The sequence below is a fragment of the Thermocladium modestius genome, assembly GCF_055398215.1.
Map to the genome: position 1 here is coordinate 1,299,239 of NZ_AP043731.1, position 17,316 is coordinate 1,316,554.

The 17,316-nt window shown below is 46.9% G+C and carries 19 protein-coding genes; 14 read left to right on the forward strand and 5 right to left on the reverse strand.

Going from position 1 to position 17,316, the window contains the following annotated elements; genetic code table 11:
* Positions 1-31: 31 nt before the first annotated feature.
* Together ACZ5ZS_RS06730 and ACZ5ZS_RS06735 are read right to left on the reverse strand one after the other, a co-directional pair.
* Positions 32-925: a ribonuclease Z gene (locus ACZ5ZS_RS06730; protein WP_188596820.1), complete on the reverse strand. Its 894-nt coding sequence runs from the start codon at positions 923-925 to the stop codon at positions 32-34.
* A 206-nt stretch (positions 926-1,131) separates the two neighbouring features.
* A complete protein-coding gene (locus ACZ5ZS_RS06735) occupies positions 1,132-1,560 on the reverse strand; it encodes a universal stress protein (RefSeq protein WP_188596821.1) in 429 nt (142 codons plus the stop codon).
* 280 nt (positions 1,561-1,840) lie between these two features.
* Here ACZ5ZS_RS06735 and ACZ5ZS_RS06740 point away from each other — a divergent pair, with 280 nt between their 5' ends.
* From ACZ5ZS_RS06740 to ACZ5ZS_RS06755, 4 genes are all read left to right on the forward strand, one after another.
* Positions 1,841-2,809, forward strand: coding sequence for a D-2-hydroxyacid dehydrogenase (locus tag ACZ5ZS_RS06740; RefSeq protein ID WP_229657734.1), 969 nt, complete (start codon positions 1,841-1,843; stop codon positions 2,807-2,809).
* Positions 2,806-3,861 carry a pyridoxal-phosphate-dependent aminotransferase family protein gene (locus ACZ5ZS_RS06745; protein ID WP_188596822.1) on the forward strand — a complete coding sequence of 352 codons (1,056 nt, stop codon included), beginning with the start codon at positions 2,806-2,808 and terminating at the stop codon, positions 3,859-3,861. Before ACZ5ZS_RS06740 ends, ACZ5ZS_RS06745 begins: the two co-directional genes overlap by 4 nt.
* 80 nt (positions 3,862-3,941) lie before the next feature.
* A complete protein-coding gene (locus tag ACZ5ZS_RS06750; protein WP_188596823.1) occupies positions 3,942-4,286 on the forward strand; it encodes an RNA polymerase Rpb4 family protein in 345 nt (114 codons plus the stop codon).
* A gap of 7 nt (positions 4,287-4,293) precedes the next feature.
* The gene (locus tag ACZ5ZS_RS06755; protein ID WP_188596824.1) at positions 4,294-4,869 is read left to right on the forward strand and encodes a DUF655 domain-containing protein; all 576 of its coding nucleotides are present in this window, start codon (positions 4,294-4,296) and stop codon (positions 4,867-4,869) included.
* On the opposite strand, the gene ACZ5ZS_RS06760 is transcribed toward ACZ5ZS_RS06755, so the two are convergent.
* Both ACZ5ZS_RS06760 and ACZ5ZS_RS06765 read right to left on the reverse strand, forming a co-directional pair.
* Positions 4,847-5,293, reverse strand: coding sequence for a PIN domain-containing protein (locus tag ACZ5ZS_RS06760; RefSeq protein WP_188596825.1), 447 nt, complete (start codon positions 5,291-5,293; stop codon positions 4,847-4,849). The genes ACZ5ZS_RS06755 and ACZ5ZS_RS06760 overlap by 23 nt on opposite strands.
* Positions 5,212-5,997, reverse strand: a complete 786-nt coding sequence (locus ACZ5ZS_RS06765) for an NAD(+)/NADH kinase (RefSeq protein ID WP_188596826.1) — start codon at positions 5,995-5,997, stop codon at positions 5,212-5,214. The genes ACZ5ZS_RS06760 and ACZ5ZS_RS06765 overlap by 82 nt, the downstream gene beginning before the upstream one ends.
* Before the next feature lie 53 nt (positions 5,998-6,050).
* Between ACZ5ZS_RS06765 and ACZ5ZS_RS06770 the strand changes: the two genes are divergently transcribed.
* The 4 genes from ACZ5ZS_RS06770 to ACZ5ZS_RS06785 all read left to right on the forward strand — a co-directional run bounded on the left by ACZ5ZS_RS06770 (position 6,051) and on the right by ACZ5ZS_RS06785 (position 8,964).
* Entirely contained in the window at positions 6,051-6,407 is a 357-nt protein-coding gene (locus tag ACZ5ZS_RS06770; protein ID WP_075059103.1) for a hypothetical protein, read from the forward strand.
* Between the two features lie 134 nt (positions 6,408-6,541).
* Complete coding sequence (locus tag ACZ5ZS_RS06775; protein WP_188596827.1) at positions 6,542-7,330, forward strand: SDR family oxidoreductase; 789 nt, start codon at positions 6,542-6,544, stop codon at positions 7,328-7,330.
* Between the two features lie 157 nt (positions 7,331-7,487).
* Positions 7,488-7,745: an LSM domain-containing protein gene (locus ACZ5ZS_RS06780; protein WP_188596828.1), complete on the forward strand. Its 258-nt coding sequence runs from the start codon at positions 7,488-7,490 to the stop codon at positions 7,743-7,745.
* 1 nt (position 7,746) lies between these two features.
* The gene (locus ACZ5ZS_RS06785; protein WP_188596829.1) at positions 7,747-8,964 is read left to right on the forward strand and encodes a methionine adenosyltransferase; all 1,218 of its coding nucleotides are present in this window, start codon (positions 7,747-7,749) and stop codon (positions 8,962-8,964) included.
* Positions 8,965-9,178: 214 nt separating this feature from the next.
* Here ACZ5ZS_RS06785 and ACZ5ZS_RS06790 read toward each other — a convergent pair whose 3' ends face one another.
* Positions 9,179-11,047, reverse strand: a complete 1,869-nt coding sequence (locus ACZ5ZS_RS06790) for a DUF460 domain-containing protein (RefSeq protein ID WP_188596830.1) — start codon at positions 11,045-11,047, stop codon at positions 9,179-9,181.
* Between the two features lie 389 nt (positions 11,048-11,436).
* Between ACZ5ZS_RS06790 and ACZ5ZS_RS06795 the strand changes: the two genes are divergently transcribed.
* The 6 genes from ACZ5ZS_RS06795 to ACZ5ZS_RS06820 all read left to right on the forward strand — a co-directional run bounded on the left by ACZ5ZS_RS06795 (position 11,437) and on the right by ACZ5ZS_RS06820 (position 17,294).
* Positions 11,437-11,916 (forward strand): class I SAM-dependent methyltransferase, encoded by a 480-nt coding sequence (locus ACZ5ZS_RS06795; protein WP_229657735.1) that lies wholly within the window; start codon positions 11,437-11,439, stop codon positions 11,914-11,916.
* 173 nt (positions 11,917-12,089) lie between these two features.
* On the forward strand, positions 12,090-13,757 hold the full coding sequence (locus ACZ5ZS_RS06800) for an acyl-CoA mutase large subunit family protein (RefSeq protein ID WP_188596832.1): 1,668 nt from the start codon (positions 12,090-12,092) through the stop codon (positions 13,755-13,757).
* Positions 13,758-14,013: 256 nt separating this feature from the next.
* Positions 14,014-15,138, forward strand: a complete 1,125-nt coding sequence (locus ACZ5ZS_RS06805) for a substrate-binding domain-containing protein (protein ID WP_188596833.1) — start codon at positions 14,014-14,016, stop codon at positions 15,136-15,138.
* Positions 15,139-15,196: 58 nt separating this feature from the next.
* Positions 15,197-15,952 carry an ABC transporter permease gene (locus ACZ5ZS_RS06810; protein WP_229657736.1) on the forward strand — a complete coding sequence of 252 codons (756 nt, stop codon included), beginning with the start codon at positions 15,197-15,199 and terminating at the stop codon, positions 15,950-15,952.
* Positions 15,933-16,913, forward strand: coding sequence for an ABC transporter ATP-binding protein (locus tag ACZ5ZS_RS06815; protein WP_188596835.1), 981 nt, complete (start codon positions 15,933-15,935; stop codon positions 16,911-16,913). Before ACZ5ZS_RS06810 ends, ACZ5ZS_RS06815 begins: the two co-directional genes overlap by 20 nt.
* A 108-nt stretch (positions 16,914-17,021) precedes the next feature.
* Positions 17,022-17,294 carry a hypothetical protein gene (locus tag ACZ5ZS_RS06820; protein WP_464858159.1) on the forward strand — a complete coding sequence of 91 codons (273 nt, stop codon included), beginning with the start codon at positions 17,022-17,024 and terminating at the stop codon, positions 17,292-17,294.
* Positions 17,295-17,316: the final 22 nt, after the last annotated feature.

The following is a 17,316-nucleotide window of genomic DNA, read 5'->3' on the forward strand; positions in this document are numbered from 1 at the left end:
TCCAGTTATTTAGAGCAGTAATTGAGAGGATCTAGAGGGTGAGCTTCAAGCCATTCATGGCCACCATTGATTTCGGAAAGGCCTTTATCGCGCACTTCATGAAGGCACTCCAATAATCGGGGCCATAGCGATAGCTTATATGGGTCAATATCAATGATTTAGCGCCTGCCTCAACGGCATCTCGGACGGCATCCAGGCACGTGGAGTGGCCAAGCTTGTGCGCCTCCTCTCCATCAACATCGCCATCTAAGTACGTGGAGTCATGTATTAATACGTCGGCTGATTGCGCTATCTTAACTATGTTTTCCCCCGGGGCTGTGTCGCCCGTGTATACTATCTTTAGGAAGGGATTTCCTACGCTGTCGAGAACATCTTGGGGGGTTATCAATCTATTCCCAACCCTCACGCTCTCTCCCATATGCAGCTTGCGCCAAAGCTTGACGGGCACGCCTAATTCGTTGGCCTTGGATGGATTGAATTTGCCCGCGGGCCTCTTAATAAGCAATGAGTAGGAGTTGTCCTGCACGTTATGGTATGCCGTTATGTATCTAATCTCTATTTTACTGCTCAAGACTACTTGCTCGGTGTTCGATTCCCTTAGCTCGATCACCCTCAAGAAGGATAGCTCCGGAAGCCAGTCCCTAATGGGCGCGGGCCCCACTATTGTTAGGGGGGTGGTTCTATTCAGTAATTGCATTGTAGCTATTAATCCCAACAAGCCATTGAAGTGATCTGCGTGCAGATGCGAGAGAAGTATGTGGGTCAATCGCAGCGGGCTGATGCCCATCTCCTGCAATCTAGATTGCGTTCCCTCCCCCGCATCCATTAATACCTCATAGCCCTCGTGCGATACCAATATGCTGGGCAGCGCTCTCCACCTGTTTGGTATGGCAGCCCCGGAGCCCAGGAACGTTATGGTAACCATCTATCCATTAAATAAATAGGAGAATATAAAATGTGTCTCCAGCCCAAAATGCTGAGCACGACTCGTTGACGAGGAATTAAAAATGTCTCTCGGATTTTTGGGAAACATGGTTGATTACCATATTAATTCTTTCTTCATTGTATTGCCTACAGCAATCCCCATCATTTGATATAATTCCAGAATAATGGTAAAGCGATGCTGGGCCATCACTTAATGACCATCACCGGTCTCTTGGAGTACTTAACCACCCTCTCTGATACGGAGCCTAGGAGGAATTTGGTGACGCCTCTCAGGCCCCTGGATCCCATCACTATCATATCGACACACAGATTATCGGCCGCATCTATTATCTTACTGGCAGCATCCCCTCTCTCCAGCAATTGTTCGGCGTTTACGCCCTGCTCCATTGCTTTTTTTGCCGCTTCATCCAGCAATTCCTTGGCATTTTTCAATAATGAATCCACCATCTCGGGGTAGGCTGGGGGATAGTTAATGGCCAGCATATATTTCTGTTCTTCAATTACATGAACAATATATAGCTTGGATTCGAATCGTTTTGCCATATCTATAGCTATATCCAGGGCCTTGCTGGATTGAGGGGATCCATCTATTGCGACTAATATTTTCTTTAACATATATTTTAGTAAATTATAGAGATTTAAATATTTTCTATCATTGAACATAGCATTCTCATTTTGAAGGTTATGCATGCATGTCAATGGGATCCAGCGTTATCGGGCAATAATTGGCCTGGAATTGATGTCGCTGCGGTTCATGGACAGATAGTCATTGATTTCCCGTGGAGCGGTCAGTTTATGGCTTTATCTCCATGTTGTTCGTCGTCGCTCGGCCTCATTGCATTGTTTTTACAAGTTTATTTAGCGGGAAAATTTATAAATGCAATTATGGTCGGGAATGCATGACCCAATTGGAATGGGGGACCTTTCCGGAATCAAAATGAACGTCTTGATAACCGATAATGTGAACGATCGGGTAATAAAATCCTTAAAGGAATACGGATTCGAAGTGGAGTATAAGCCTGGCATAAGCAAGGATGAATTGCTTGGCATAATAGGGAAATACGATATAATGATAGTTAGGAGCAGAACTAAGGTTACCGCCGAGGTAATAGATGCCGGAAAGAAATTGAAGATAATTGCCAGGGCAGGTGTTGGTCTGGATAACATAGATGTTAATCATGCCATGAACCGTGGAATAGCAATAGTGAATTCTCCGAGGTCCGCCACGTATTCCGCCGCGGAGTTAACGATAGGCTTAATGATAGGCGTGGCCCGCCGCATAAATCTATATAATGCCGATATTAGGAACGGAAAATGGAGTAAGGGCGCATATGAGGGCATGGAATTGAGGGGAAAAACCATGGGAATAGTGGGATTCGGCAGGATAGGTAAGGCAGTTGCAGAGGTGGGAAAGGCAATGGGCATGAAAATCAACGTGACCGATGTGATTGACGTGGAAGAGGAGGCCAGCGCAATGGGGGCCCAGTTCATGGATATACGCGATTTATTGGCCAGTAGCGACGTCATAACAATACACGTATCCCTCACGAAGGATACCTATCATATGATAAATGGAAATACGTTGAGACTAATAAAGGATAACTCCATCATAGTCAACACCAGCAGGGGCGAGGTGATAGATTCAAAGGCATTGCTGGATCATTTGGATAGGTTATGGGGAGTGGGGTTGGACGTTTTAGAGCACGAACCTCCACGCGATGAGTGGGAACAAAAGATAACCACCCACCCCAAGGTATTGATGACCCCCCATATAGGCGCGGAGACAAGGGAAGCGCAGGATCGCATAGTCGATGAATTGCTCGGTAATCTATTGGAGACGGTGAAACGGGTGGTCACGAAATGAAATACTTGACTCCCGGCCCGGTCCAACTGCCTGACGCAGTGCTGAGAGCGGTCTCCTCTCAACCCATGTTTCACAGAACGGAGGAGTTCAGGAAGCTCTTCAAGTCAGTCACGGATAGATTATTGGAGGTAGGCAATGCGAGGAACGTAGCTATAATTCCGGGCACCGGCACCACGGCTGTGGATGCCGCAGTATATAATTTCCTGGACCCCAATGATGAAGTGCTGGCGTTGATAACGGGTGAGTTCTCGGAGAGGTTAGCGGAATCGGCGGAGAGCAGGGGAGCCAAGGTATTTAGGCTCGAGGGTGTTTTAGGCGATGTCCCGAAGCTTGAGGATGTGAGGAGGGTAATAGATGAGAGAAAACCCAAGGCATTGTTGGCCGTCCATAATGAGACCAGCACTGGGGTTGCCAACAAGGCCTTAGATGAGGCAGCCAAGCTAGCCCACGATAACGGCATGTTGGTTCTGGTTGACAGCGTGTCGGGCATGCCGGCGGAGCCTATAGATGCGGCCAAGTTCGATGTGGTGGCCACGGCCAGCCATAAAGCCTTCATGGCCCCTCCCGGGGCAGCCATTGTGTTCTTCAATGATGCTCCCACCTCAAGTGCGCCTAGGCCGCCGGCATTGGATTTGAGTAAGTTCATGAAGAGCTCCAGCAAATTGGAGACTCCCTACACTCCTCCCATTTCCGTCATGTTTGCCTTGGACGTCTCACTCGACATTATTTTAAGCCAGGGATTGGGTAATTACGTAAATGCTCACCTGGAACGCATGAATTACTTGTACAGCGAATTGGAGGAAATAGGATTCGCCGGCGTTCCACGGCCTAATCTTAGAAGCAATACCGTGGGCGCGTTCTATTCGCCTGTGGATCCCCAAGCTGTTATATCTAAGTTACGCGAGCATGGATATACCATATCGGGAGGGATGTGGAAGATAAGGGATAAATCGATACGTATAGGCGTGATGGGCGACGTGACCTTAGATGATGTGGAGTCCGTGGTGGGTGTGTTGAGGAATTTCATGGAAACTGCTGTAAGGAGATCATAATCAAGCCCGAGCCCGAATTATTTAATATGAATCAATGGTGCGATACCTTTAAAATAGTGAATTACTTCGCTATAATCATAATGTCAAAGAGAATCAGCGATTACGAGGATATAACTAACGCGGAGGCATTGGAGGTGCTGAGGAATATATTGGCCACTTACGGTCCCTCTCCTAAATTGGAGACATCTATGGAGTATCTAAGCAAGTTCTCCAAGACATCCAGCGACAATGCCAAGAAGTTGGTAAAGGAGCTCGAGGAGAGATTCGGTTTAACTAAGGTAACTGCAATACAATTAGTTAATATAATGCCACAGAGCATAGACGAGATAAAGTCCATAATAAGCAGCGAGAAGGGGGAGTTCAAGAACGAGGAACTAGAGGAAATCTTGAACATCCTATCCAAGTACTCCAAGGTTCAGGGTTGACTAGTCCATGGATAAGAAAGAAGAATATGCTTATGTATTGGATATAGTCCCCCCGGAGCAAGTGCTGGCTAAGGAGCCATCCATAGCTAGGCGAGGGTTTCCCCGTAATGAGGTTTACCTCCAAGTAATTGGAGATGAGTACTTTACATTGATGGAGGTAACTCTGAAGCCTCAGATGATGGCTGAGGTGGGGGAGCGAATATACGTGGGATCGGGCACGAGGGATAAGGTGAATAAAATAGTAAAGAGGTTAAAGTATGATGAATTGACCCATGAGGCAAAGGCTAATTTACAGGAAATAATAGAGAAGATAGTTACGGGGAAGGAGTCCAAATTCGTGGATTTCTTCAACACGGCCGGCCCCTTGACGTTGAAGCTCCACTCGTTGGAGTTGTTAAAGGGCATTGGGAAGAAGACCCTCTGGCGGTTGTTGGAGGAAAGAAATAGAAAGAAATTCACCAGCTATGACGACATAAGGAACAGGGTTGGCATTGATCCCGTCAAGCTAATATCTGAGCGGATACTACGGGAGCTTCGGGAGGAGGATAAATACTTCCTATTCACCGCTTCCGTTGCCGAGTAGGCTTGAGAAATACGACGACCTCCTGAATGTTGAAGAGCCTCTTCGCCGTCTTTATGAGCTCCACGTCATCGCTTAATAACCCCGTCCGCCCCCTCTTGCGTAGCTCTATGGCCACCAACAACGATAGATCGGCCTTGCTGAGCCGTTGATTCCTTGCCATACGAGCCGCTCGCTCCAGCTCATCCTCATTAACGCTCAATATATTCAATTGCAATTCCTCCAGCATCGCGATGGATGAATCCCGTAATTCCTCAACAACCAAGTCTGTGGTGACCAATTCATTGGCCAATTCCTTGAGCACCAATGGGTTCCTAACGTGGAGGAAACCGCTGGCGTCTATTATCAGAACATCGAAAGTCTCTGCTGCATCCTTTCGTATAGGTTGAACCGTCGAGTCCTCACCATTTTTATCGTTCTTTGCCACGGCTTTATCACCGCCTCTGCTACCTCGCCGAAATTCTCTCCATCGCACAGTATAAATGCCTTTTCCGTGCTGGCCACCATTATGGGTTGGTCGAAGGGATGGACTATCTTGTATGATCCTACAGAGAAAGGCACCAATGGAATTATTAACTTGGCATTAACCCTCTGATCTAGCACGGGGCCGCCTGCAGCGAAGGAATAAGCAGTGGAGCCAGTGGGGGTCGCCACTATTATACCATCCATTCTACCTCTCAGTAGCTCATCTCCGTCTTCCATCACGGTCACGGTGACCAGCCTTCCCATGTTTACGTTTCTCATTACCACCTCGTTCAAGGCGAAGCAGCTTCTTCCGCCACCTACATCTGCGCTCAAGGCTCTTCGTTCTTCTATGAAATAGTTGCCGCTGATTATGTTGATCAATTCATTTTTAATGTCTTTAAGATACACATCGCTTAGGAAGTTAACCCTTCCCGCACCTACATGTATTATAGGTACATCCAAGTCAGGGTAATCGTGTATGAACTGCAATAAGGTTCCATCACCCCCCACGACGAGGGCCATATCTGGGGCTCCAATTAACTGGGGAAGACCCATCTCCTCCTCGCGTCTCCTTAATGCGAATGCCTCTATTTCGTTTAATTTAACGGCATCCATGACAAGGGCTGATGCATCACTCAATGCATTAACATACACGGCCATCTTCATTAAGCGGTAAATTCGACTTAACTTATTTAAATTATCCTTTCCCATATTGTGAAGTGAATTATGGTCTCATTATAATAGATAGGAGGAGAATTGTAGCCGTAGTAATTATTGCCTTGCTTTTGATCTTGCTAATTAAAGGCGGAGGCGAGTCATCTTTGTTGGCAGCATTCATGATTGGAATAACATCCGTGTATTTAATTATTGAAAAGGATCGATATTATTTAGAATCCACTTTAATTCTATTATTATATATTGCAATATACGAGCTTTTCAAGGACTACATAAACTCCATGGAGTTCTCCATCGCCATACAGCTATCCATTATATTTCTATTATACATGATCTATATAGTCATCAAGTATTTATTAAGGGCTGGCCAATCAAGGCATGGCCTCTCCCAAACGCCTTAATTTGCGGTTCCTAAATATAAAGGGTACATTAATTCTGAGATCACGGTGAGGAATTAAGCTATGTTGCCTATTTGGTATGGATTATGATTGGCTGTTGACCATAAAGGATAAATTATGCGAGGAAGCGGACAATCATGGATCTCGGGCTAAAAAATAGGAACGTATTGGTGACAGCATCTAGCCATGGCATTGGGTTGGGCGTGGCCAGGGTAATGGCAATGGAGGGGGCCAATGTGGTTCTCTTCGCGAGAAATCAAGATGAGCTTGAGACTGCTAAGAGGGATATTCAACGGGTGGCAGCAGGTAAGATATTGTATCACGTGGGCGATATAAGTAAGAGGGATGATATAGAGGATCTAGTTAAGCGCGTCAATGAGGAGCTGGGGGGAGTCGACGTAATGGTATATAATACGGCGCCGCCCAAGCCAGGCACATTTTTGGAGTTAAACGATGATGATTGGGAATACGGGGCTAGATTGCTGCTTCACTCCGCTGTCTGGCTGACCAGGCGAGTCGTGAACAGCATGATCAAAAAAGGATGGGGCAGGCTAATCTATATTACATCGCTCACGTTGAAACAGCCCATTCAGAACTTAGTCCTCTCCAACGTGATCAGACTATCCATAATGGGGCTTGTCAAGTCCTTGGCGATAGAGCTGGCACCGCATGGGATCACCTCCAATGGAATAATGCAGGGCCACATATTCACGGAGAGAACTCGCCAATTAGCCTCTGACTCTGCAGCTCGGCAGGGGAAATCCGTGGAGGATGTGTTGAGGGAGATGGCCAAGGAAATACCGGCCGGCAGATACGGCACTCCCGAGGAGGTAGGATACTTAGCGGCTTTCTTGGCCAGCGATAAGGCATCCTACATAAATGGATCAATGATATTAATAGACGGGGGGTTGGTTAGATGTACTTGACTTGGTTATAAGCTGATAAAATATAAGCCAAAGCCCCTCTTTAGGGTCGGTGGAGGTCAAAATCAATATTTAGATGCCGGAATTTCAGGAATGTGGGTGAATGGGATTTCGTGGATAGGGGGCCAATATTTAAAAATACTATATAGAATCGAACTTAATGCAGAAAGCAAACGAGGAGCAACAGCCCCTGCGGTTCTTGAATAAGATGTTAAATAAGCAGGTAGTTGTGAAGCTCAAGACGGGTAAGATGCTTCGAGGGTCATTAAATTCATTTGATTATTGTATGAATATAGTTGTCAACGATGCAGAGGAACTGGATTATCATAATGATCAAGTTATGGTTAAGTATGGTAAAGTATTGATAAGGGGAAATCAAGTGCTATATATAGCGGCGAGGGATCTATTGGTGGGGTGAAATGAGGAACATAGTGGTATCCAATATAGATAGAAAACCGGTGGAAGAGCAACCCGTGGAGTTGGTCGAGCGGAAGGGCCTTGGTCATCCAGATTACATATCCGACGCCATATCTGAGGCCGCCAGCAGGGAGCTATCCAAGTACTACCTAAAGGAGTTCGGCACAATACTTCATCACAACTTGGATAAAGTGCTCTTGGTTGGCGGTCAAGCATCTCCTAGGTTCGGGGGAGGAAATGTAATACACCCAATATATATACACGTCGCTGGCAGAGCTACAACAGAGGTCAAAACAAATGATGGAGTCTTCAAAATACCCATTGGTCCCATAATTCTTTCCGCTTCAAAGAAATTCATTAAAAATAATTTCAGGTTCTTAAATCCCGATGACCACGTGGTTATAAATTACTCCATAGGGCCCGGCTCGGCTGATTTGGTGGGGGTCTACGAGTTAGGCGCGCACTCCGCCATTCCCTTAGCGAACGATACATCGATAGGAGTTGGCTTCGCCCCATTGTCGGTCACGGAGCGATTAGCAATGGAGTCCGAGCGGCTTCTGAACTCCAGGGAGTTCAAGCTGAAGTACCCAGAGGTGGGGGAGGATGTAAAAGTAATGGCATTGCGGCAAGGCAAGTCGATCAAGGTAACCATAGCTGCCGCCTTCATTTCATCGCTGGTGAAGGACAAGGACCACTACTTAAGCGTTAAGGAGGAAGTTAAGAGGAAGGTAGAGGATTTAGCCGCTAAAATAGCTCCTGGTTATGATGTATCGGTCTTCATCAACACAGCCGATAAGCCTGAGAACGGCATATTCTACATAACGGTGACCGGCACCTCTGCAGAGCATGGAGATGATGGAATGACGGGGAGAGGCAATAGGGCCAATGGCTTGATCACCCCCATGAGACCTATGACCATGGAGGCGGCGGCCGGCAAGAATCCAGTGAATCATATAGGCAAGATATATAATGTATTTGCGCCATTGGTGGCAAGCAGATTATATAAGGAGATCCCCGGCATGAGGGAGGTGTATGTTTATCTCCTCAGCCAGATAGGCAAGCCCATTGATCAGCCACTGATAGCGAACGTGGAGATAATCCCAGAGAAAGAATTGACCGGCAATATGAAGCAGGAGGCCCAATCCATAATGGATGAGGAATTGAGCAGGATAACCAGGATGGCAGAGTTAATACTAAATGAGGAAGCCACCCTTTATTAAACCTACCAGCCTCAGCAATAAATTAATTAAAATTGAAATATTGCTTAAAGCCATTCGTAGATAGCGATAAACAATTATTGGCCCCCAGCGGCAAGCGATTGTTAATAGCTTGAAAGCGTGATTCGAAATAATATGGGCGTGCGGCATCATTAAGGGCTCAAGTCTCATATGTTGATGGGCCCCGCTTCGCCGTTAATTGCCCGTGAATGCGTGATCATAATCTGTTTCTTCTATACTCTCTTATTATGTCCTCCACGTAGGCTGGATCCACCTCTGTTTCCAGATCGCGTAGGTTATTGAGGGAATTCATGACTGAATTCTTTGATATAAGCTTTACATCGCCTGCGTCCCATACAATTACATCCTTCAAGGGTATGGGATTTATTCCCAGCTTGAAGAATGCCCTTAACCCGCCGGGGGTAGTTTCCTCATCTATTATTACCGTGTTCGCTCCAAGGTCTAGTAGCTTGTGTATGTTCATCATGGATAGCGAGTGAAAAGTGGTTATGGGGTAGTATCCCCTCTTAGAGAGATTTATCAGGGCCTCCTCATCCTCAGCCTTCACAGCTATCCCCACGTCACCGCTTACTATTCCAGCCAAGTACTCCTCCAACTGCTTCAGCTTATTCCTTAACTCCATGTTCTTGTTGATTTCCTTCATTAAGTCCTGCTCCAAATACGATATCCTAGTCCTCAGAGTTGAATCTCCGCTGGGGCTCCTGATTATGGTTCTCTCCAGTTCGTTTTTCAACTCATTGTTCTCCCGCCTCAACCTCTCCACTTCCCTCTCGAGGGCGATTATGTATGTGGAGTTATCCTCCTCCTCATCGTTTTGCTTGTCCTTTATCACTATGACTTTTACATTATTGCTGGCCTGCTCCTTCTTTATCGCCTCATTTATTGCTTGACTTATGGGCATTCCCTTTATGACCAATTCCTTCACGTGATCCACGGATAAACCCACCGCGCGTTCCCTAACCTCTTCCTCCACTTTATCCAGCTTCGGCTTCACGTTCATGAAGGCCTTATACGCGGCCGCCAATGCATCTCGCTGATGCGTGGTCGCCACCTTTACTCCCTGTTGCCTGGATAAATTCATTGCTATGGTAGTCTTCTCATCGATGGAAAGATCATTCTCGGGGGCGAAGAGCATTGAGTTGACCATTGCAGCTAGCTTCCTCACGTAGTCGGATGGCTTGCTGACGTCGGTTGCTATTATTACGGGAGAGCCGTATCTATACACCATCCTTAGAAGCGCGCTCCTACTTAGGCTTCTTCCACTGTACAGCCTCAGTATATTGCCTCTCAAGTCCATTATGGCCACTCCGGCCACTATCCCGGGATCCACTCCAACTATCAATTTTCGGTCATGGCTTGGAACGCTGGCTCCCTCGAACCTGAAGGAATCCAGTAGAGCCGACTCTATCCTTATTTCCACATCCAATCCCTTATATGGTTTAACCAACCGCCTCACGGCGGACTTCTCAGCGTACACCACGAACACGGCCGATCTAATTCCCTCGCTCTCCCTATAGAATAAATCGTAATCCATCCCGCCCTTATTCAAGGACTCCTTGACCATCTCGGCCAAGCTCTTAATCCTGAGGGATACATTCCTCTCATATCTATTCCTGCTCTGTCCGCCGGGGGTAGTCGATATCTTCGCCTTTATTATTATGCGAGTCTCATCTTCGTAGAGCTTTATGGGCGTGCCGACTCCCATTATGGATAGGCGTGCCGTTGCCTCCGCGGTTTGGAGGGGCGATAGCTTAACGACGTTGATGCCTAAGTATTCCTTAGCAAGGTGCTCCATGCTTTTCTCGGATCCATCGCTTAACCTTGTTACTTGAATGATAGAGATATCAAATGGAAGGCCAGCCATCTTTTTTATTAGGTGAGGCGCGGCCTCCAGCAACTCCCGTATATTATCTATGGCCAGCTTTCTTATCTTGTATTTACGTATTAATCTGTAGAGCCCCCACTCATCCGTGGCGCCGCTCTCCACAACTCCGTTATCACTGGCAACGACGTATGCAAACTCGCCCCCACTTATGTCGATGCCCATCACCAGAGAGCCGGCCACGCTTTAATTCCCATTCGCTGGTTAAAAACGCTTTGTTATTGATAACGGAGTAGCGCCCATTAACGGAGTTTAATCCTTGAGGCCTCGGGGAGTCCCCGCCGCTCACGACGGGGAGGGGAGTCAACATTCTCCTCCTTCCCATCCATTAGAGTCTATTTGTCCATGCTAGCTAGAGACCTCCATTAGTGAGAGCGGGGTGGTTTATTTAGTGGGGATAATTCCTAAGGTGGCCGGCCACTTTCAGTAATTCTGGTTCTCAATTCCGCCGGAATGGGAATCCACGAAACGTTAATTAGCAACGGCCCATATATTCATATATGCAACCAGATAGAAAGGTACCTGCGCGGGCCTTATTGCTTCCTCCCAGGAAGTGGATGGAAGGTTCTGCCATGAGGTTCATAAGGGAATATGTAAAGGATGGCATGACGGTGCTAGACATGGGAAGCGGCCCCGGCTTTTTCACGGTTGAAATTTCAAGAAGAGTAGGACACAGGGGACTCGTTTATGCCGTTGATGCGGATGAAAACTCCATTAACCTATTAAAAAGAAAGATTGAAAGTCAATCCATCAATAATGTGATCCCCATACTGGCATCAGTCGATAAAATGGATTTCATAGACGACAATTCAATAGACGTGGTTTTCTCGAATAAAACGCTATGCTGCGTTAGGAGGCATCTAGATGCGGCCAAAGAGATCAAGCGTGTATTAAAGCGTGAAGGGGTGGCCTATGTAAGCATTTCGAGGCCGGCCCTGGACACAATATCCGTTAATTCGGAGGAGTGGGCAGCCATATTATCCATGTTCCGCATCATCAAACAAGGCGCATCTTTAATGTCCAGATGGGCAATCCTAGCTCTCCCATACTAAATTTCGCTCCATACAATTAAGGAAATCACGCTACTGAGAATATTTCTCAAGCGACAAATTCATCCTCCTCCCCTCAAAAAACGCGTAATTAGGAAGAATGGAATAGTAATTAACAAACTAATTTCCTTATTGAGTGAAGAAAAATATTAAACCTTTAATGTTTGTAATCGATAATGGATATAGAAAAGCTCAGGGTTAAGTACGAGGAATGGAGAAGGGAATTCCTAATTCCCCTCCTCAACAAGATGCCTGAGCAGAGGAAATTTGAGACGTTATATGGCACGAAGATTCGGAATTTATATACGCCGCTTGATTGGAACCGGGATTATCTGGACTACCTAGGATTTCCGGGGCAGCATCCATATACTCGAGGCATTTACCCCAATATGTATAGGCATAGGCTCTGGACCTTCAGGCAATACTCCGGGTTTGGAAGTCCGGAGGACACCAATGCCAGATACAAGTTCCTACTCAACCAAGGCCAGACTGGATTAAGCGTGGCATTCGACCTCCCCACTCAATTGGGGTTGGATCCAGATGATCAATTAGCGTACCCGGAGGTAGGTAAGGTTGGAGTATCGATTCCTGAGGTGGAATCCATGTCTGTGTTGTTCGATGGCATTGATCAAGGCAGAATAAGCACGTCAATGACCATAAACGCGACCGCAGCGGAGCTTCTCTCTATGTATATTGTTGTGGCGGAGTCGCGTGGCATTAACGTGGTTGGATTGGAGGGCACGGTTCAAAACGATATATTGAAGGAATTCATAGCTCGCAACCTATACATCTATCCGCCGCTTCATTCCATGAGATATGCAACCGACATAATAGCTTATACTGCTAAGAATTTGCCGAAGTGGCACCCGATAAGCATAAGCGGGTATCACTTCAGGGAGGCCGGCGCCACCTCGGTTCAGGAGATAGCATTCACGCTCTCCGATGCCATAGAATACGTCAGTTGGACGAAGGAGAGAAACGGGATACCGGTTGATGACTTCGCATCGAAGCTCTCGTTCTTCTTCGCAGCTACAACCAATTTATTCGAGGAGGTGGCTAAGTTTAGGGCAGTTAGGAGGATGTGGAGCAAGATAATGCGGGATCGCTTCGGCGCATCTAACCCGGAATCTATGCGCATGAAGTTCCACGTACAGACATCCGGAGCCGCTTTGACTGCGCAGCAGCCCGAGGTAAACATAATACGAACCACGATACAGGCATTAGCGGCGGTGCTCGGAGGTTGTCAATCTCTGCACGTTAATTCGTTTGACGAGGCCCTGGCTCTCCCCACTGAGAAATCGGTCGAGCTGTCGCTCAGAGTTCAACAAGTAATAGCATATGAGAGCGGCGTAGTGGATTCCGTGGATCCTCTCGGCGGTTCCTACTACATAGAGTGGTTGACGGATGATATTGAGGAGAACGCGTGGAAGATAATAGATCACGTGGACAAGTTGGGGGGAGCCGTAAGAGCCGTGGAGATGGGTTACCCCCAGCGAGAGATAGCTGCCTCCGCGTATGAGTACCAGAGAAAGGTAGATAGCGGCGAACTGCCCTTAATAGGGGTTAATATGTTTCGAAAGAATGAAACCACTAGGATAGAGCTTCATAAAGTGGATCCAGAATCACGGAGAAGAAGCATTGAGAGAGTCAAGCGGGTCAAGGAGAATAGGGACGTAGGAAAATGGAGCAAGAGCTTGGATGAGTTAAGAAGGACGGCGGAAAAGGATGACTTAAACATATTCCCGGCAATACTAAATGCAATTAGATCTAGGGCCACCGTCGGAGAGATCAGCAGAGTGCTTAGAGAGGAATGGGGGGAATACAAGCCGGAGCCCATCTTTTAACCTCTCATACTATAAACTCCCCGGCAGGTACAGGAAGTCTCGTGAATTCCGGCTCAGCAGGAATAGGGGTAGTTCATCGATGATGCTTAACTTGCCACTCCTTTATAATTCTATAAAAACCTCCCCGTGGTTTCTTCAAGCCCTTCTTGTTATATAACTATTGTTCCAAGGTTTCATTGTGATACGGGGTGACATGCGATTCGTCGGATGCATCATATGCGTTATCGTTAAAAAATAACGCCATATAAAGATTCCCATGGCATCCAAATCCATAGTCCTCGGCGTGGTTCTGTTGGTGGTGGGATTGGTTGTGGGATTAGCGGTGGGTTATTTAATATCGCCGAGATCAGCCAAGCCCGTTCAAACAACTACATCCTCGCCCGGCGCGTTCAATATAGGAGCCGCTGGGACGCTTAAGTTCGCGTTCGGCGATTTATTGAATATATATAAGCAACTATATCCATCTGTCACCACAGGCGTGCCATTATTCAAGGGCAGCGGTGAGGTAATGAGCGACGAGAATGCCACTAAGGTGTACAGCCTTGTGGCATCGGCTGATACCACCACAATACCGAAGGTTCTTTTCCCCGTTAATTTGACCAATTACGAGATAGCTTTCGGCAGCACTCAGATGGTAATATTGGTTAACCTAAACACCACGGTGGGCAAGGAGGCCTATAATCTGTGGCTGCAAACCGACAATTCCAGCAGCAGTCCATATTGGAAACAGATATTCGAGCTCTTAATGGAGCCCGGCGTAGTGGTGGGGGTATCGAATCCCTTCACGGATCCTTCTGGCTACCAAGCAATATGCGTCACAAAGCTGGCCGGATTGACTTACTTCGATAATTCATCGCTCGTATATGACACGCTCTATTATTATGGTGGGCAGCCTCTCAATCCAAACAAGATATACATGGAGAACACTGAGGTGGATTTGGTCACGTTAATGGAGAGCGGAAAAATAGACTTCATCCTTAGTGCCTATATGAGCAATGCCCTGCCCACCCACGCCGCCGTGCCCACGATAGGAATAATAACCCTGCCGGACCAGATAAACCTAGGCAATCTATCCATGGTTAACTATTACCACTCCGTCAATGTAACGTGGACTGAGAATGGGGTCACCAAGACGTTCCAATGCAATCCCGTGGTCTACACGGCTTCCATTCCATACGCCGCCCCCAACTCGCAAGCAGCCATAAACTTCATGCTGCTTCTCTTCAGCCCAGAGGGCCAGAGCATATTGAGAAGCAACGGAATAACTCCCATATTGCCTGGGGTAGTTTATGGCAATTACGGCTCCGTTCCACCACAATTAAAGCCCTTCACGGTACCGCTAAGCGACGTGCCGGCCCTCTCATCCATATTCCCTCAGTGAAGAGCTGCATATGAGAGATGTCTCATTCAAAACATTAATTATTTTGGGTCTAGCCTTAGTGGCATTCTATCTCTTCCCCATTTTTGTCCTTGTTAAGGTGGCATCGCTTAGCGTGTTCCATGCATTGAGGGAACCATCGTTCCTACAAGCGATAGAGGTAACTATTATAATGGCCACGGCGGCATCAATTATATCCGTGGCATTCGGAATACCATTGGGATACTTCATGGCTAGATACGACTTCAGGGGCAAGTATGTATTGGATGCTTTATTGGACGTGCCCATAATGATTCCTCACATAGTGGTGGGGATAATGATAGTGTTGGCATTCGCATCAAGCTATGGCATGGGCCCTCTTTTATCTAGGCTCGGCGTAAGCTTCATTGATACGCTATGGGGAGCAGTGGCGGCTGTCACGTACTTGAGCTCCACGTACACCGTGAGAACCATAGAAACCGCGATTAGGATGATAAATCCCGACATGGAGTTGACAGCGCGTACGTTGGGCGCCACAAGATCATATGTATTGATGCACTTAATAATACCGTATATAAGGCGATCCATAGCAAATGGTGCCATGCTTTCTTGGTCCAGGTCCGTTTCGGAGGCGGGTGCCTTATTTATAGTCGCCTACTACGTTTTCTTGGGGAGATCCACGATAGTTCCGGCCTCGATTTATATATATGAGTCATATATAGGAATAGGATTGACCAATGCCGCCATGTACTCAGCCGCGCTGATACTGGTGATTTTCGCGATATTCATTATATATAAAGCGGTAATCGGGATAAGCGATGTCCATTCGCATAAATGATTTGACTCATTCATTGCAATCATTTAGATTGGGACCCATTAACTTAGCCATAGATGGGGATTACTTCGTTTTAATAGGACCAACGGGCAGCGGGAAGTCCACGCTTCTCAGATTAATAGCAGGGGCATTCTTTCCTAGGGGCGGCACCATAATAATCGATGGCGTTGATGTAACCCACGCGCCTCCCGAGAGGCGTAATTTGTCCTTCGTTCCGCAAGACTATGCATTATTCTCCATAATGAGCGTGAGGAGCAACATAGAGTTCGGCCTAAAGGCTCGCGGGATTCCAAGGGAGGAACGAGAAAGAAGGGTTTCCTACATAGCGGATAAATTGGGCATAAGGAATTTACTGGATAGGGAGCCCAATACCTTATCTGGAGGCGAGAGGCAAAAGGTTGCATTGGCGCGGGCATTAGCCCCCAATCCACGTATATTGTTATTGGATGAGCCTCTTTCCATGCTTGACTCCAACAGCAGGATGGAATTCGTGGAGCTATTGAAGAGCATTCACAGGGAGTATAATTTAACCGTGATTCATGTGACCCACGATTTTGAAGAAGCATATGCATTGGCTGATAAGGTGGGCGTGATAATGGGTGGGCAAATGAGGTATGTGGGGGATAAGGAATTCCTATTCAATTCGCCGCCGGATATAGACGTGGCTCGCTTCATTGGGTACAGGAATAATGTAGTTGATGGGAGAATCATGGGCTTGGATGGGATTCTATTCATTAGGCCGGAGTGGATAGAGATAGGTAACTTCGATTCGCTGCGGGGAACGGTAACCAACGTGATAGATTCACTATCCGGTTTCTATGTGGAAGTGACAATAAATGGAAATAAATTGGTATCGCTTGCCCGCAGTAGGCCTGACCTGGGCGCCGAGGTCGGCGTGAAAATCTTGAAATATAACGTACTGCCCCGAATTGAACGGGGTGGAGCCAGCGAAGGAAATGCATGAAAGGATCAATAGCCTCTTCTCAGGGGAGAGGAGAGATAACCAAGTATTAAGCATTTTATAAATTAATGCGAAAAAAGTTAATAAACGGCCTGCGCCAAGATATCCTAGGTGATCTTAAAAATGATAGAAACACCTCTAAGCATTTCGATCGATGAGTTTGATCGCGTGATGTTGATGGATGATGGGGATTGTAAGACTTATTCCATAGGTTACTCCAAGCTCGGTAAACGGAAGTTCATGGTGGTAACCCTCACGAAATGCTTTGATGAAGGCGGGTCCATTAAGATTTACACTATTACCGCCAAAGATCCGCGGCACGCTTACTCCAAATTGGCCAAGCTAATGTCCCGCGAGGCCGAGTCTTCTTTTCACAAGTCGTAAGTCTCCGGCTTGGATAAGGATA